Source organism: Tateyamaria pelophila (assembly GCF_019966495.1).
GTDB classification, from domain to species: domain Bacteria; phylum Pseudomonadota; class Alphaproteobacteria; order Rhodobacterales; family Rhodobacteraceae; genus Tateyamaria; species Tateyamaria pelophila.
On sequence record NZ_JAIMIA010000033.1, the window covers coordinates 1 to 15,441 of the forward strand.

Sequence of the window (15,441 nt, forward strand, 5' to 3'; positions counted from 1 at the left end):
AGACGATGTCATCAAGCAGTACCTGGAATTACATTCCGACAAATGATGCCTCCGGCGTCAGCCGGTGGTCCTTCACTTTGAGCGCCTGATCGTACAAGTCCCTGAATTCGGCATTGGTGTGCAGTTGATCCGCTTTGGCGCGGTGCCATTTCAAGCCCTTTTCGTGCCATTTGCGCAGGGTATCGTCCTGCATCAGTCGGTCATACTCCGCTTGCAGACGGGGCAGGTTGCGTTTGATGGTGACATCGCGGAAATCGGACCAGTCCATGCGAATCCAGTAATTGATCCCGATCGAGCGGTCCACATGAAGCGCGCGGCCACGCTGCCGTTTGATCAAAAAGGACTCCGCGCTGCGCAAGGCGTAGTGGTTGAGTTGGAGCAAGTCGTATCCGATTGATTTTTTGGAACTTCTCCAGCCGCTTTTTACAAATTCCCTGGTCATATCCCTGCCGGAGCCATTTACCCAGCGCACTTTGTCGGAGAGCACCGGGTCCAACTTGTTCGGGCGATGGCAACTGATCTTTCCGTAGGCTCCTATGTTCTTGAACATCGTTTTGAACCCCCAGACCGTATGCGGTTTGGGGCAGAAGTTTGGGGCGCAGCGGTCGAATTGATCGATCACGAAATCATCGGCGAGGTCGGTCACGCCATTGTGGCCAAAAAGCCGCCACGTCATTGCAACATTGGTGGCGTCGGGAACGGCGTCAAAAAAATCCTGCAACGTGCCGTTGCCGGTGCGCACATTCATGAATTCATCCACATCGATGTGGATAATCCAATCTGCATTTTTGATTACCGGTTCCCTGAGCGACTGGTTCAGCGCGTATTGCTGGGGCGAATTGCCTTTCCAGCCGTCATTGTTGCGGTGCTGGAGCACGCCCATGTCTTGCAGACGGTCGAGAATTTCGCTGGTCCCGTCTTCGCAGCCATTGGTGTAGATCAGAAAGTGATCGACGCCCATGGCCCGGTGATACGCGACCCATTCGACGATATAGGGCGCCTCGTTTTTCATGCAGCCGACGATGACATTGCCCGAAGATCCTTCTGGCAGCACCCTTTGAGGCAGGGCGGTATAGGCGGCGGCAAGTTCCTCCTCGTTGACGGCGCCGAGCCTGTTGTGCGGTGCAAAGGAAGACGTGCGCAATTTTTCAAAATTTTGCACCGCCAAGGGCGGCATCAGTTGGCGTGCCGTCTCGCTCAACCCATCGACATGGGTCAGCGCCGGGGCGGGGGGATGTGACCCGTTCAGCCGGGCGAGATCGGCGGCCTTGCCTTTGCGTTCCGCGCGCGAGGCCTTGTCGATGCGCCACATGAACCCAAGCAGATATTGCGACGCACGAAAGCCTTTTGTCGGATCTGCCTCTGTCCATGGTTTCTTGGCACGGGGCGTTTTGAAAAGATCCTTTGGCAAGTCATGAGTTGCCATGAGCGACCGGTTTGCTGCCGCAAAGGTCTTTGAAATGGCCGAGAGAGACGCAGGATCGATGGGATCGCCGTCCACCCTGATTTCATTGACGAAGGACCGCCACAACTGCCGGGGCAGTATCCGTTTTTTCGATGCCAGCACTTGCAGGATGAGGTCGTCCAACTGACGACCGCGCGCCAGCCACGCGGCGGATGCGGGCGCTGGAACATCGATGGACGTCGCCTTGCCGATCGCAGTCTCGATCTGGAACGCGGCGCGGATTTCTTCGGTTACCGTCTCGGCGGCAAATCGGTCTGGGTCATAGGCGCGGAAGTGAAGCGCTCCGGCACCGAAAACGGCGTTCCAGTGGCGTTCTAACGCGGCGTAGTCCAACCAGAACGGCGCGCCCTGGTTCTCCGGAAAGACGCCCGCTTGCGGGTTGATTTTGGGCCTTGCGGCCAACACGTCGGACCACCATGTCTCGGTGCCCGCAAGGTTGAGTTCCTGTTCCAGGGATACGCCACGCCCCTCCAGGATCTGTTCCGCATAGTGCCGCGTGAGAAGACGCGCCGGTTCGTCGATATGGGCGATGACGCGAATATCCGCGGACAGCGGCGCCAAAAGCGTATGCAACCGCTCCAATTCGGTGCCGGAGGCAAGGCTGACGCCCAATTGCGACGCTGACAAGATGAGGTGATCCGGCGCATTTTGTGCAACCTCCCTGGCCAGATCGTCGGCGAGCGCGTCATGTAAGACTTTCTGTTTATCACCCGTGATATATCCGCGATTGAAGCGCAGCGGGTCAATGTGATCGGGGTCCGTCACCGCCATGTAGAGGCGCGTGTGGTTCGTATTTCCGGGGCTGCGCGCAAAAAGCACGCCCTTCGAAATCAGTTGATCCCGTTTGAGCGCCAGCACATGCTGAAGGCGGTCTGCGCCCACCTGTTCCAGGCCGATGTGAAGATGGATGCGCATTATCCGACCTGCGTGAGTTTGTTGACGTTGGTTTTGCCCCACCAAGGCAGAGGAACGTTAATGAATGCGCCGATCAGATCACGCACGGCCGGGTCGGCCACGTCGAATTCAAGGAAATTGTCGTCGTTTCGAAACAGGGCGCGCAAGTGAGCATAGTGCCCTTCGATCCACCGGATGCGTTCCGCGCTCGTCTCGCCGTACCCTTCGGGCAGGCCGGGGATGTTCGAACCGGGCAAGCGGGCGGTGCCCAGATCGGACCACGCCAACATGCTTTGCGAAACTTCAAACGGATTACGGGACGAAGCCAGAAATTTCACCTCCGGATGATGATGTCTGAGCGCGTCGATCAGGGCGAAATCCATCTGCGGCCAAAGCGAGCGCCCGTCGCGCAGCAGGTTCATTTCGGATATTGCGTCAAAATCAGTGAGGTAGGCACCGGGATCGCCTGTCTCATAAAACCCACGATAGAGCAGATCGGCGACATAAGCGCCATGCAACGCCGTATTCTCGGTTTGCTTGGCCCGAATACGGTGGTCTGCAACATGCAAGCCCGCGCGGCGCAATGCCCGCGAAAGTGTTGTCGTGCCTGTCTTGGGCAGACCAAGGTTTACCACGCGCAAGCTCATGCGGCGGGCACCGGCAGCCCGAGTTGAATCAGCATCGCTTCCTCTTGTGGCGGCAAGATCGGAGCCGTTCGCAAATGCGCCTGCATCGCGACATATTCGGGTTTGGCCAGCAAGGCGTCACGCTTCGCAATATGCTGCCGGACCGCTTCGTCATGCAATGCCTTGATTTCCTTGTCCTGCTTCAACTCGGCCAAGGCTTTCCTGAGCGCGGGCAAATAGCGCCGGATGGACGTGTCTTTCCATGCAGGATCGTTGCGCTCACGCCAATACGTGTCATCGAAAGCTCGGTTTTCACGGTTCACGTCGCCCCGATCGTTCTTGACAAGATAGCTGTCGAGCGAGCGCAAGGCATAATGGTTCAGTGTTGCAAAATCACGGGCGCCTTGGGCCGGAAACCGACGCAGACGCCTTGGATTGGCTGCGACGAGAAAGCGGTGCGGAACCTTGCGCCCCGATCCGTCCGTCCAGTCGGGGCGCGCCTTGCCTTTCGCAAAGGGGCGATGTGCGCCGAAATATTTGAGTGGAAAATTGCGCCGCATCAGCGATTTGACCTCGATCGCCGCTTCACCGCACCACAGATCGGGATTGTGAGACCGGGTGAATTGTTCGATCACGGGCCGATCTTGGAACCGCTCGACGCCATCATTGGCAAAGAATTGGAAGTTCACCGAAATCGCTTGGGGATCGCTGCACGCTTCAATGAGGTCCGGAATGGTGTTGTCGCCCACATGGATGTTCAAAAATTCGTCGACATCCGCGATCCAGACCCAGTTGGCCGTGGTGACAATGTCATGTCTCCGCGCATCTTTCAGCGCCTCCATCTGGTAATTGCGCCCGGTGGCGGGGTTCGGCAGATGCTGGCACAGGCCGCGTGCGGCCAGCGCATCAAGCAACCGATCCGTACCATCCGTGCAATCATTTAAATAAATCAAATGCTCCGTCACACCGATCAGGCGATTGAATGCAATCCATTCCAACAGGAACGGGCCTTCGTTCTTAACGCAAGTGACAGCCGTAATGCGCATCACACGCCCGCCTTGTGCCTGGGGTCCATCCGCCATGTGCCTCATAAGGGTATGAGTGCGTTTGTGCCCCAAAACCTCTTTTTCTAACGTTAACATCATGCCAGCCGACAGGAATCACGTCAACGACCATGGGGAATGGCCTCTTGACCTCAGCCTGTGGCGATGCAGTTTGGTCAGGCAACGAAGGATGTGACAATGCAAGATCTGTCGACGATCGACGCCGTACAAGAAATGCTCGCGGCGCAGGGATATGTTTGCGACCGTGCCTTGGGGACCGTTGTGTTTCTGAGCCTGCGGCTTGGTCGGCCATTGTTTCTGGAAGGCGAGGCGGGCGTCGGAAAGACGGAGATCGCCAAGGCGCTGGCGGCGTCCCTCGGGCGTCGGTTGATCCGGTTGCAATGTTACGAAGGGCTCGACGCGTCCTCGGCGGTTTACGAATGGAACTTTCCGGCGCAAATGGTTGCGATCCGGACGGCAGAAGCGGCGGGTGGCGCCGAGCGGGGCGCCCTTCAGACCGAGCTCTTCTCGGACGATTACCTCATTGAGCGGCCTTTGTTACAGGCGATGCGCCCGGATGAAAACGGCGCGCCTGTGCTGTTGATCGACGAATTGGACCGTACAGATGAACCGTTCGAAGCCTTCTTGCTGGAAGCGCTCAGCGACTTTCAGGTGACGATCCCCGAATTGGGCACGATCAAAGCCCCCGAACCGCCCATCGTGATCCTGACCTCCAACCGAACCCGCGAAGTCCATGACGCGCTCAAGCGGCGCTGCCTTTACCATTGGGTGGACTATCCGAGCTTTGACCGCGAGATGGAAATCCTGACCGCCCGCGCGCCCGAGGCGGCAGAAACGCTCAGCCGCGAAGTGGTGGCCTTTGTCCAGCGCCTGCGCACCGAAGATCTGTTCAAGAAGCCGGGTGTGGCCGAAACAATCGATTGGGCCAAATGCCTGCTGGCGCTGGACGTGATCACACTTAGTCCCGAAGTGATCGCCGACACGTTGGGCGCGATCCTGAAATACCAGGATGACATCCAAAAATTGCACGGATCCGAAGCCAAACGCATTCTGGATGATGCCAAAGCTTCACTGGAGCCCGCGTGATCCACCTTCATCTTGCCACATGAACTCCGGGGGTCCGGGGGCTGGCCCCCGGTTCTGACAGATGCCAGAATACGCACCGCTTGACCTGCCTGATGATCCAAAGCTCGCCGGGAACATCACCCATTTTGCGCGTGCCCTCCGCCGTGCGGGCCTGCCCATCGGGCCCGGTCGGCTGATCGATGCAATTCGCGCGGTGGAGGCTGCAGGCTTTACCAGCAAACGCGACTTTTACTGGACCCTGCACGCCTGCTTCGTGTCCCGGCCTGAGCAGCGAACGGTTTTTGCTCAGGTGTTCCGACTCTATTGGCGCGATCCCCGGTATCTGGAACATATGATGGCGGCGATGCTGCCGGCTGTCCGGGGCGTGCAGGAAGACCGCAGTGCGCAGGCCGCAGAAAAGCGGGCGGCCGAAGCCCTGCTGGACGGGGCTGAAGCGCCGGATCAACCGGATCAGGAGCATGAAGAAGGCGGTACGGAGATCGAGGTCGATGCTTCGTTGACCATGTCCGCCGAAGAGAAGCTGAAATCGTTGGATTTTGAGCAGATGAGCACGTCCGAGATGACACAAGCCAAGGCGATGCTGGCGCGGATGACGTTGCCGGTGGATCCGATCGCAGTGCGGCGTAGCAAAGCGGCAGGTGCGGGGCGGATTGATGCTGCGCGGACGTTGCGCGCCTCCATGCGGCATGGTGGCGAGTTGCGGGATCTGAAGTACAAAACCCCCAAGATGCGCTATCCGAACCTTGTTGTGCTCTGTGATATTTCCGGCTCAATGAGCCAGTATTCGCGGGCAGTGCTGCATTTCCTGCATGCGGTCTCCAACGCCAAGGGCGCGGGCTGGGCGAAAGTGCACGCATTCACCTTTGGGACGCGCCTGACCAATATCACGCGCCATCTGGCGCAGCGGGATGTGGATGCTGCGTTGAAAGCCGCGGGCGCGGAGGCGCAGGATTGGGAAGGCGGGACCCGGATCGGCGCATGTCTTGAGGCGTTCAACCGCGACTGGTCGCGCCGGGTTCTGGGGCAGGGGGCTGTCGTGTTGCTGATTACGGATGGGCTTGACCGCGATGATCCGGAGGCATTGGCCAGGCAGATGGAGCGGCTCCGGCTGTCTGCGCGGCGTCTCATCTGGATCAATCCGCTGCTGCGCTGGGATGAATTTGCACCCAAGGCCCGGGGTATCGCCGCGATGCTGCCCCATGTGGACAGTTTTCGAGCGGGGCATTCCATTGCGTCGCTCGAAGAATTGGCCGCCGTGATCTCGCGACGCGATGACGTTGGCGACCGTGATCGATTGCTGCGCATGATGTCACGCTAGGCCCGCTGGATCGGTCTGTTTTGCGCAAGCGCAAAAGGCGCCCGCCCACCGACCCATTGGAGCGTCGACGTCGTCAGGCGAAGGTTTTGCCAAATGTACTGCGATACGTGTCGCTCAGTTCGGCCAAAGGTGCGGAGTTTTTACCCAACCAGACGGTGTCACCAGTGAATTTGCCAACGGTTTGGATTGGGATGCCAAGCTTGCCTGCCTCCAGCATCAACGCTTCGGCCTTGTCGAAGTTGCAGGCCACCAGATAGCGCGCCTGGTCTTCGCCAAACAGGAATGGCGTTTCGTCGCTGTCGAACACAAGACCGACGCCTGCCGCTTCGGACAGTTCAAACGCTGCAAGCACGAGCCCGCCATCGCTGAGATCTGTGCAGGCGGTGATCAAATGCCGATTGTCGCGGATGAATTTTCCATGTTTGGCTTCGGCGTCGAGATCCACCGGTGGCGCGTCCCCCTCACTGCGGCCAAAGACTTCCAAGAGAAGGGCCGATTGGCCCAGGTGCCCATGCGTTTCACCGATCACAAGCGCCACGTGGCCGTTGCGCACTTCGCTGCCGATGATGTCGTCGGCATGCTGGATCAGGCCAACAGCCCCGATTGTCGGCGTCGGAAGGATTCCTGTCCCGTCGGTTTCATTGTAGAGCGACACGTTGCCCGACACGATTGGCATATCCAAAGCGGTGACGGCTTGCGCGATGCCTTGGATTGCGCCGACGAATTGGCCCATGATCTCGCGTTTTTCCGGGTTGCCGAAGTTCATGTTGTCGGTCGTGGCCAAAGGTGTCGCTCCCACCGCACAAAGGTTGCGGTAGGCCTCGGCGACGGCCTGTTTACCGCCCTCGACCGGGTTCGCCTTGACGTATCGTGGCGTGACGTCCGAGGTGAAGGCGAGAGCCTTATCCGTGCCATGCACCCGGACGATGCCGCTGCCGATGCCGGGGGTGCGCGCGCTGTCGGCCATCACCATGGTGTCGTATTGCTCATAAACCCAGTGCTTGGAGGCGTAGTTCGGACTGGAAATCAGGGCACGCAGCCCGTCAATCGGATCAATGCCGGGCACGTCGCCCAAAGCGGCCGCCGCAGGGGTCGGCACCCAGGGTCGATCATATTCCGGGGCTTCGGACGAGAGCTTGGAGAGCGGCAGGTCGGCTTTGACTTCGCCGCCATGGACAATGACGAAACGGTCTTCGGCGATGGTTTCACCGACGATGGCAAAGTCGAGGTCCCATTTGTCGAAGACGGCCTTGGCCTCGGCCTCCAACTCCGGGCGCAGCACCATCAACATACGCTCCTGCGATTCCGAAAGCATCATTTCATAGGCTGTCATCTGCGCTTCGCGCACGGGCACGTCGTCGAGGTTCAGCTTGACGCCGAGCCCGCCTTTGTCGCCCATCTCGACGGCGGAGCACGTCAGGCCGGCAGCCCCCATATCCTGGATCGAGATCACGGCACCTGTCGCCATGAGTTCCAGTGTCGCTTCCATCAAGCGTTTTTCGGTGAAGGGGTCGCCAACCTGCACCGTGGGCCGTTTCTCTTCGATCGTGTCGTCGAACTCGGCCGAGGCCATGGTCGCGCCACCGACCCCGTCACGGCCGGTTTTGGCACCGAGATAGACGACCGGCATGCCGATGCCGGAGGCGGCAGAGTAAAAGATCTTGTCGGCGTCTGCGAGGCCCGCGGCAAACGCGTTTACCAGACAATTGCCGTTATAGGCCGCATCAAAGCGGACTTCGCCGCCTACGGTGGGCACGCCAAAGGCGTTGCCATATCCGCCGACGCCTTCGACCACACCGTGTACAAGCTGGCGCGTTTTGGGATGGGAGGGTTCGCCAAAGGACAGCGCGTTCATGGCCGCAATGGGCCGCGCGCCCATGGTAAAGACATCGCGCAGGATGCCGCCCACACCAGTGGCGGCGCCTTGATAGGGTTCGATATAGGAAGGGTGGTTGTGGCTTTCCATTTTGAAAACCACGGCTTGCCCGTCGCCTATGTCGACGACGCCTGCGTTTTCGCCGGGGCCGCAGATGACTTGTGGACCGGTTGTGGGCAAGGTCCGCAACCACTTCTTTGAAGATTTGTAAGAGCAGTGCTCGTTCCACATGGCCGAGAAAATACCCAGCTCCGTGAACGTGGGGGTGCGGCCAATGATCTCGAGGATGCGGGCATATTCATCGGCGCTCAGCCCGTGCTTGGCAATCAGGTCCTCGGTGATCTGTGGTTCTTGCATGTCTGTCCCTCGGGCAATGGTGCGCGCTGTTTAGAACAGGCGGCGCTGATGGGGAAGGGGCAGTATGACCCGCAAGATCCTGTGGTCGTTGCGGGGGAATGGCAACGGGCGGTCAGCAGCGAGCGGCCATTGCAGCATCAAGATGAATTTGGTTTCAAGCCTCTCTGGCCGTCGCGTCCAATAGTATTGGCACGATTGCGACCTGCTACCGGCAAGGTGCGGCGCCTGAACCAGCTGATCCTGGCCCAAAAAAAAGGCCGAGCATAAAGCTCGGCCAAGTCCAACAGGGAGGTGAAGAAGCGCGAGACGCGCTGTGTTTCTTCAATAGGCGAGTTAGGCTTGGGATTGCCTGCAATCAAGGCAGAAAGTGAACTTTGGCGCTCATATCCGCCATGCGTCACGTGCATGGCTTACTGTTTTTCTTGTTTTTTCAAAACCTTACGGTATGCGATGATTTCTTCTTGCACGAAATCGCGAAATGCCGAAATGCGTTTCGATTGTCGTAGTTCTTCCGGATACGCCAAAAACACTGGCACATCTGCCGATTGAATCTCCGGGAGGACATGGACGAGTCGCGGTTCGTCCTGGCTGACATAGTCGGGCAGGATACCCAGACCGAGATTTTGCAAGACACCTTGCAGAACGCCGAAATAGTTGTTCACGGTCAGCAAGGACTTTACGTCATATGTGAGCAAATGCTGCACCAGATTGGAACCGGCACCCACCTGTGCCGAGTTGGCGTTCTGGCAAATCAGCCGGTGATCCTTCAGGTCTTCGAGCTTTTCCGGCAAGCCATTTTCGTCAAGATAGGGTTGTGTTGCGAACATTTGCATTTTGACCGTCATCAACCGCTTGCGGATCAGGTCGGCCTGGCTGGGTTCTTTCATGCGGATCGCCACGTCGGCTTCGCGCATCGGCAGGTCCAGCACCCGTTCCTCGAGCATCAGATCGACTCTCAGATCGGGATACTGTTTGTAAAGCTTGGCAAGGCGGGGCGCGAGCCACAGCGTGCCGAAGCCGATTGTGGTGGTGACGCGCAGATCGCCAAACACTTCTTCTTCGCTGTCGCGGATGCGGGCGGCCGCTGTGTCGAGACGCTTGTTCATTGCGGTTGTGGCATCAAACAGGAGCTCGCCCTGTTCAGTCAGGATCAGCCCGCGCGCGTGCCGGTGAAACAATGTGGCGTTCAGTGATTCTTCGAGGCCTCGGATTTGCCGGGAAACGGCCGATTGGCTCAGATTGAGCTTGTCGCCCGCATGCGTGAGGCTGCCCGCGTCGGCCACGGCATGGAAGATTCGTAATTTGTCCCAGTCCATGCGCACTGCTTTCTTAGTTTCCGTGATACATTAGAGCAAACATCGAAGGTTCGCACGGTCCAGAATGCGTGATTGTGGCGATAAACGAAAAATTGTTCGACAGGTCAGTATTTGTGACCTATTATGGGGCAAGAAATATGCAAGACTGATCTTGGTAGGGAGGCTACGGATGAGCACGCAAAAGATATCGCTGAACGACCGCTATGATCTGGAAAAGAGCCCGGTGTTGTTGAATGGGACTCAAGCGCTGGTGCGTTTGATGCTCATGCAGAAGGCACGGGATGTTAAGGCGGGTCTGAACACCGCCGGGTACGTGACCGGCTATCGTGGTTCGCCGCTGGGTGCGGTCGACATGCAGATGACACGCGCGCTCAAGCCATTGACCGCTGCGGATATCACGTTTGAGCCGGGACTGAACGAAGACCTGGCGGCGACCGCGCTTTGGGGCGCGCAGCAGGCCGAGTTGCGCGGTGAAGGCAAGTTCGACGGTGTGTTTGGCCTGTGGTACGGCAAGGGGCCGGGGGTGGACCGCTCCGGAGACGTGATGCGTCATGCCAATATGGCGGGTACTTCGAAGAACGGTGGCGTGCTGATGGCGATGGGCGACGACCACACTGGCGAATCCTCGACCGTGCTGCATCAGTCCGAGTTCGCGTTGGTCGATGCCTATATGCCGATCGTATCGCCTGCGGGTGTCCAGGAGATCCTGGACTTTGGCCTTTATGGCATTGCGCTCAGTCGGTTCGCCGGAGTTTGGGTTGGCCTCAAGACCATGAAAGACACGGTCGAGGTCACCTCTGTCGTTGATGGGGATCCGCATCGGCTCAACTTCGTCATGCCCGAATTCCCGATGCCCGAAGGGGGCCTGAACATTCGCCTTGTGGATGAACGCATCCAGCAGGAAGCCCGGTTGATCGACTACAAACGCTATGCCGCCGAAGCCTTTGCCCGCGCCAACAAGATGGACAAAAGGGTTTGGGGCAAGTCGGGTGCCAAGATCGGGTTCGTCGCGGCAGGCAAGAACTGGCTTGATCTGACCCATGCGCTGTCCCTGTTGAATCTGGATAAAGAAGAGGCGGAGCGCCTGGGCGTTACCACTTACAAAGTGGGCCAGACATGGCCGCTGGACACAAAGAGCTTCAGTGAATGGGCCGATGGGCTGGACCTGATCGTCGTGGTCGAAGAAAAACGCAAGCTGATCGAGGTACAGATCAAGGAAGCCATTTTTGACAACCGGCAGGGACGTCGTGTTTATGGCGGGACGCGTAACGGCAAGGATTTCTTCAGCGCGAAATGGGCGCTGGACCCTGTCGAGATTGCCACAAAGCTGGGACAGGTCCTGATTGATGAAGGGTGCGCGACCGATGGCATAAAGGCCGGATTGGCCATGCTGGACGAAGCGCGCCGGTCCGACAACGCCGAAGAGATTGCGGCGCGCTTGCCTTATTTTTGCTCGGGCTGTCCGCATAATTCATCCACCAAGGTGCCGGAGGGCAGCCGCGCCTATGCAGGCATCGGCTGTCACTTCATGGCGCAGTGGATGGATCGCGAGACGCTGGGCTATACACATATGGGCGGCGAGGGCGCCAACTGGATCGGCGAAGCGCCGTTTTCGAAACGTCCGCATGTGTTCCAGAACCTCGGGGACGGCACCTACAACCATTCCGGGGTGCAGGCGATCCGGGCCGCTTTGGCGGCGGGCACCACGATGACCTACAAGATCCTGTATAACGACGCCGTCGCGATGACGGGCGGGCAGGGCAATGAGGGCGGCCTGGACCCCTACCGCATCGTCAACGAAGTCCGGGCGATGGGCTGTGAAAATGTCGTGGTTGTCTATGACGATAAGGAAGATGTGGACCTGTCCCGTTTTCCCAAAGATGTGGACACCCATGAGCGCGCCGAGTTGCAGGTCGTGCAAAAGAGACTGGCCCAGACTGAAGGCGTGTCGGTCATCGTGTATATACAGACCTGTGCCGCCGAAAAGCGCCGTCGTCGCAAGCGGGGCACGTTCCCGGATATCGACAAGCGTGTGTTCATCAACACGGATGTGTGTGAGGGCTGTGGCGATTGCGGGGTGCAATCGAACTGTGTCTCGATCATTCCCAAAGAGACGGAACTGGGCCGCAAACGCGCCATTGACCAGTCGTCGTGCAACAAGGACTTTTCCTGCGTCAAAGGCTTCTGCCCGTCATTCGTGACCCTTGAAGGGGCGCAGGTGAAAAAGCAGGCAACTGCAACGTTGGACCTGCCTGATTTGCCGATGCCGAACCTGCCGACGATCGACGGGACGTGGAATGTCGTCATCACCGGTGTTGGCGGCACGGGTGTCGTCACCATCGGTGCCGTGTTGGCGCAAGCTGCGCATCTGGATGGCAAAGGGGCCGGCATGATGGAGATGGCGGGCCTTGCTCAAAAGGGAGGCGCGGTACATATCCACTGCCGTTTGGCCGAGCGGCCGGAAGACATCAGCGCCATTCGCGTGGCCACCGGTGAGGCCGATGCCTTGATCGGGGGGGATCTGGTGGTGAGTGCCGGGGCCAAGACCCTTGGATTGACATCCACTGGGCGCACGGGTGCGGTGGTCAACAGTCATGAGATCATCACGGGCGATTTTACCCGCAATACCGAGTTTTCGCTCCCCACAGATCGGCTGGCGCTGGCGCTTGAGGCGCGGTTACGAGACCGGGTGGATTTGTTCGATGCGTCCGATCTGGCTAAGGCGACGATGGGAGATTCGATTTTTTCGAACATGATGATTTTCGGGGCGGCATGGCAGCGCGGCTTGATTCCGCTGACGCTTGGCGCGATCCGGGATGCAATCGATCTCAACGGTGCTGCGGTCGAAAAGAACCTGCGTGCGTTCGACATCGGGCGCTGGGCGGTGCTGTATCCGGTTGAGGCGGGACGCGTGGCAGAGCCGAAAGTGGTCCAGATGCCCAAGACGCTGGAGGACAAGATTGCCTTTCGCGCCGATCATCTGGTGGCGTATCAATCCAAACGGCTTGCCAAACGCTACCGTAAGGTGGTTGACGCCATCTTCGATACGGATGTGCGCGAGGCGGTCGCCAAAGGGTATCACAAACTGCTGGCCTACAAGGATGAATACGAAGTGGCGCGCCTGCATCTGGCGACCGAGGCCAAGGCACGCGAACAATTCGACGGTGATTTCACGATGAAGTTCCATCTGGCGCCGCCTATTCTGTCCAAGGAGGGTCCTGACGGAAGACCTGTGAAAAAGGAATACGGGCCGTCGATGATGCGCAATTTTCGAATTCTGGCCAAGCTGAAGGGGCTGCGCGGTACACCGCTGGACCCGTTTGGGCGCACCGAAGAACGCCGTATGGAACGGGCTTTGATCAAGCAGTATGAGGCGGATCTGGAGTCGGTTTTGCCGGGTCTTAATGATGAGACGCGCGATGCGATCGTCGCCTTGGCAGAATTGCCCTTGCAAATCAGGGGGTTTGGCCCGGTCAAACAGGCAAATGAAGCCAAAGCCGGCAAACGCCGTGAAGAATTGCTGTCGGTCATTCGATCAGGCGGGCCAGCCCATTCCAAAGCGGCGGAGTAAATATGTCATATGGGCGTTATAAACGAGTGTCATACGCCTAGTCAGATCAGTGCGCCAATACTACAGTGAGACCGACTGACCGTCTGACAGAGCCTCCGCGACGCCATGCCAAACGCCGACCGCCAGATTGCACGCGATATTAGCTATGCCCACTCTGCGGAGACGAAGGGCGGGCGGGCGCTGATCCGCCTGATGGAGAATTCCACCGGTCGCTTGCGATTGATCAAGCGCGCCCGGGGCTACGAAAACGAAGTCGCGGCGGGGCGCGACTTTTGGCAAGTGATGGTTGAACGCTACGGTTTGACTTTGGATATCGTCGGCGGCGCGCTGGGCAATATCCCCAGGGACGGTCCACTGATGGTGATCGCAAATCATCCTTATGGTATTCTGGACGGCTTGGTGATGGGCCATATCCTGTCGAAGATTCGGGGTGATTTTCGCTTGCTGGCCAACAGCGTGTTCCGCAAGGCCGAAGACCTGAACAAGATCATCCTGCCGATATCATTCGCCGAGACCAAGGAGGCGGTAAAACAGAACATCGAAACCAGGCAGACGGCTCTGAACTATCTGGTGCAGGGGGGTGCGATTGGAATTTTTCCGGGTGGAACGGTGAGCACGGCGGTCAAGCCGTTTTCGAAACCCATGGATCCGGGATGGCGCAGTTTTACGGCACGCATGGTTGCAAAATCAAATGCCACCGTCGTGCCGCTTTATTTCGATGGACATACAAGCCGTTTGTTTCAGATCGCCAGCCACGCCCATGTTAATCTGCGCATGGGGTTGTTGATCCGAGAGTTTGGCGAACGGGTGGATATGCCGGTCCGTATTGTTGTGGGAAAACCACTGGAGCGCGCACAACTTGATCCGCTTGCCAAGGATTCCAAAGCCATGATGGAATTCCTGAGAAAAAGTACCTATGAACTGGCACCAGGCCCCGTCAAATCCTTTGAACTGGGCTATGAGTTCGAGGAAAAGCATCGCAGCCCAGTGGGTAGCAATGGTGCCGCAAGGGACAGGTCATTGACCTGACGCAGACATGGCGATTGGAATATTCGATTCAGGCCTGGGCGGGTTGACCGTTTTGGAAGCAGCTCAAAGGCGGTTGCCGGATGTGGAGTTCATCTATCTGGCCGATAGCGCGAACGCGCCCTACGGTGTGCGCACGGCCGATGATATCTATAATCTCACCTGCGCCGCGGTACAGCGGCTCTTCGATGCGGGCTGTGATCTGGTGATCCTTGCGTGCAACACGGCGTCGGCGGCTGCTTTGCGGCGCATGCAAGAGGCCTGGGTGCCTGCGGACAAGCGCGTGCTGGGTGTGTTTGTGCCATTGATCGAAGCGTTGACGGAACGGAATTGGGGTGACAATTCGCCGCCACGAGAGGTCGAGGTCAAGCATGTGGCGCTGTTTGCTACGCCTGCGACAGTGGCGAGCCGTGCATTTCAACGCGAATTGGCCTTTCGCGCCATCGGCGTGGATGTCGAGGCGCAGGCCTGTGGCGGTGTTGTCGATGCCATTGAGGATGGTGACATGATTCTGGCGGAGGCGTTGGTTCGGTCGCATGTGGACGCCCTGAGGCGCAAGATGCCTGACCCGCAAGCCGCCATTCTAGGATGCACGCACTATCCGTTGATGGAAGCGAGCTTTCAAACTGCACTCGGGCCAGATGTGAAAGTGTTTTCGCAGGGCCATTTGGTGGGCGACAGTCTGGCCGACTACCTGGAACGCCATCCCGACAAAATCGGAGGCGGAACGGCGGCCTATCTGACCACAGGCGACCCTGCGCGTGTGAGCGACCGCGCGACGCAATTCTTGCGACGACAGATCATTTTTGATGCCGCCTGATCCAAATCCTAAATCAAGAAGA

At 58.6% G+C, this 15,441-nt stretch carries 10 protein-coding genes; 5 read left to right on the top strand and 5 right to left on the bottom strand.

Features of this window, described 5'->3' with window-relative positions:
• Window positions 1-28: 28 nt before the first annotated feature.
• Genes LC354_RS12245 through LC354_RS12255 form a run of 3 tightly spaced genes read right to left on the bottom strand, consistent with a single transcriptional unit; the run spans window position 29 to window position 4,031 of the window.
• On the bottom strand, window positions 29-2,380 hold the full coding sequence (locus LC354_RS12245; RefSeq protein WP_223424182.1) for a glycosyltransferase family 2 protein: 2,352 nt from the start codon (window positions 2,378-2,380) through the stop codon (window positions 29-31).
• Complete coding sequence (locus LC354_RS12250) at window positions 2,380-3,006, bottom strand: sulfotransferase family protein (RefSeq protein WP_223424184.1); 627 nt, start codon at window positions 3,004-3,006, stop codon at window positions 2,380-2,382. The genes LC354_RS12245 and LC354_RS12250 overlap by 1 nt, the downstream gene beginning before the upstream one ends.
• Window positions 3,003-4,031: a glycosyltransferase family 2 protein gene (locus tag LC354_RS12255; RefSeq protein WP_223424244.1), complete on the bottom strand. Its 1,029-nt coding sequence runs from the start codon at window positions 4,029-4,031 to the stop codon at window positions 3,003-3,005. The genes LC354_RS12250 and LC354_RS12255 overlap by 4 nt, the downstream gene beginning before the upstream one ends.
• 195 nt (window positions 4,032-4,226) lie before the next feature.
• Here LC354_RS12255 and LC354_RS12260 point away from each other — a divergent pair, with 195 nt between their 5' ends.
• Together LC354_RS12260 and LC354_RS12265 are read left to right on the top strand one after the other, a co-directional pair.
• Entirely contained in the window at window positions 4,227-5,135 is a 909-nt protein-coding gene (locus tag LC354_RS12260; protein WP_223424185.1) for an AAA family ATPase, read from the top strand.
• A gap of 61 nt (window positions 5,136-5,196) precedes the next feature.
• Window positions 5,197-6,453, top strand: a complete 1,257-nt coding sequence (locus LC354_RS12265) for a vWA domain-containing protein (protein ID WP_223424187.1) — start codon at window positions 5,197-5,199, stop codon at window positions 6,451-6,453.
• A gap of 73 nt (window positions 6,454-6,526) precedes the next feature.
• On the opposite strand, the gene purL is transcribed toward LC354_RS12265, so the two are convergent.
• Window positions 6,527-8,686, bottom strand: a complete 2,160-nt coding sequence (gene purL / locus LC354_RS12270; protein WP_223424189.1) for a phosphoribosylformylglycinamidine synthase subunit PurL — start codon at window positions 8,684-8,686, stop codon at window positions 6,527-6,529.
• A 410-nt stretch (window positions 8,687-9,096) separates the two neighbouring features.
• A complete protein-coding gene (locus LC354_RS12275) occupies window positions 9,097-10,002 on the bottom strand; it encodes a LysR family transcriptional regulator (RefSeq protein WP_223424191.1) in 906 nt (301 codons plus the stop codon).
• A gap of 169 nt (window positions 10,003-10,171) precedes the next feature.
• On the opposite strand from LC354_RS12275, the gene LC354_RS12280 reads away from it, so the two are divergent.
• From LC354_RS12280 to LC354_RS12290, 3 genes are all read left to right on the top strand, one after another.
• Entirely contained in the window at window positions 10,172-13,573 is a 3,402-nt protein-coding gene (locus tag LC354_RS12280) for an indolepyruvate ferredoxin oxidoreductase family protein (protein ID WP_223424193.1), read from the top strand.
• Between the two features lie 105 nt (window positions 13,574-13,678).
• Window positions 13,679-14,602 (top strand): lysophospholipid acyltransferase family protein, encoded by a 924-nt coding sequence (locus tag LC354_RS12285; RefSeq protein ID WP_223424195.1) that lies wholly within the window; start codon window positions 13,679-13,681, stop codon window positions 14,600-14,602.
• 7 nt (window positions 14,603-14,609) lie between these two features.
• Complete coding sequence (locus tag LC354_RS12290) at window positions 14,610-15,419, top strand: glutamate racemase (protein ID WP_223424196.1); 810 nt, start codon at window positions 14,610-14,612, stop codon at window positions 15,417-15,419.
• The last annotated feature ends 22 nt before the right edge of the window (window positions 15,420-15,441 follow it).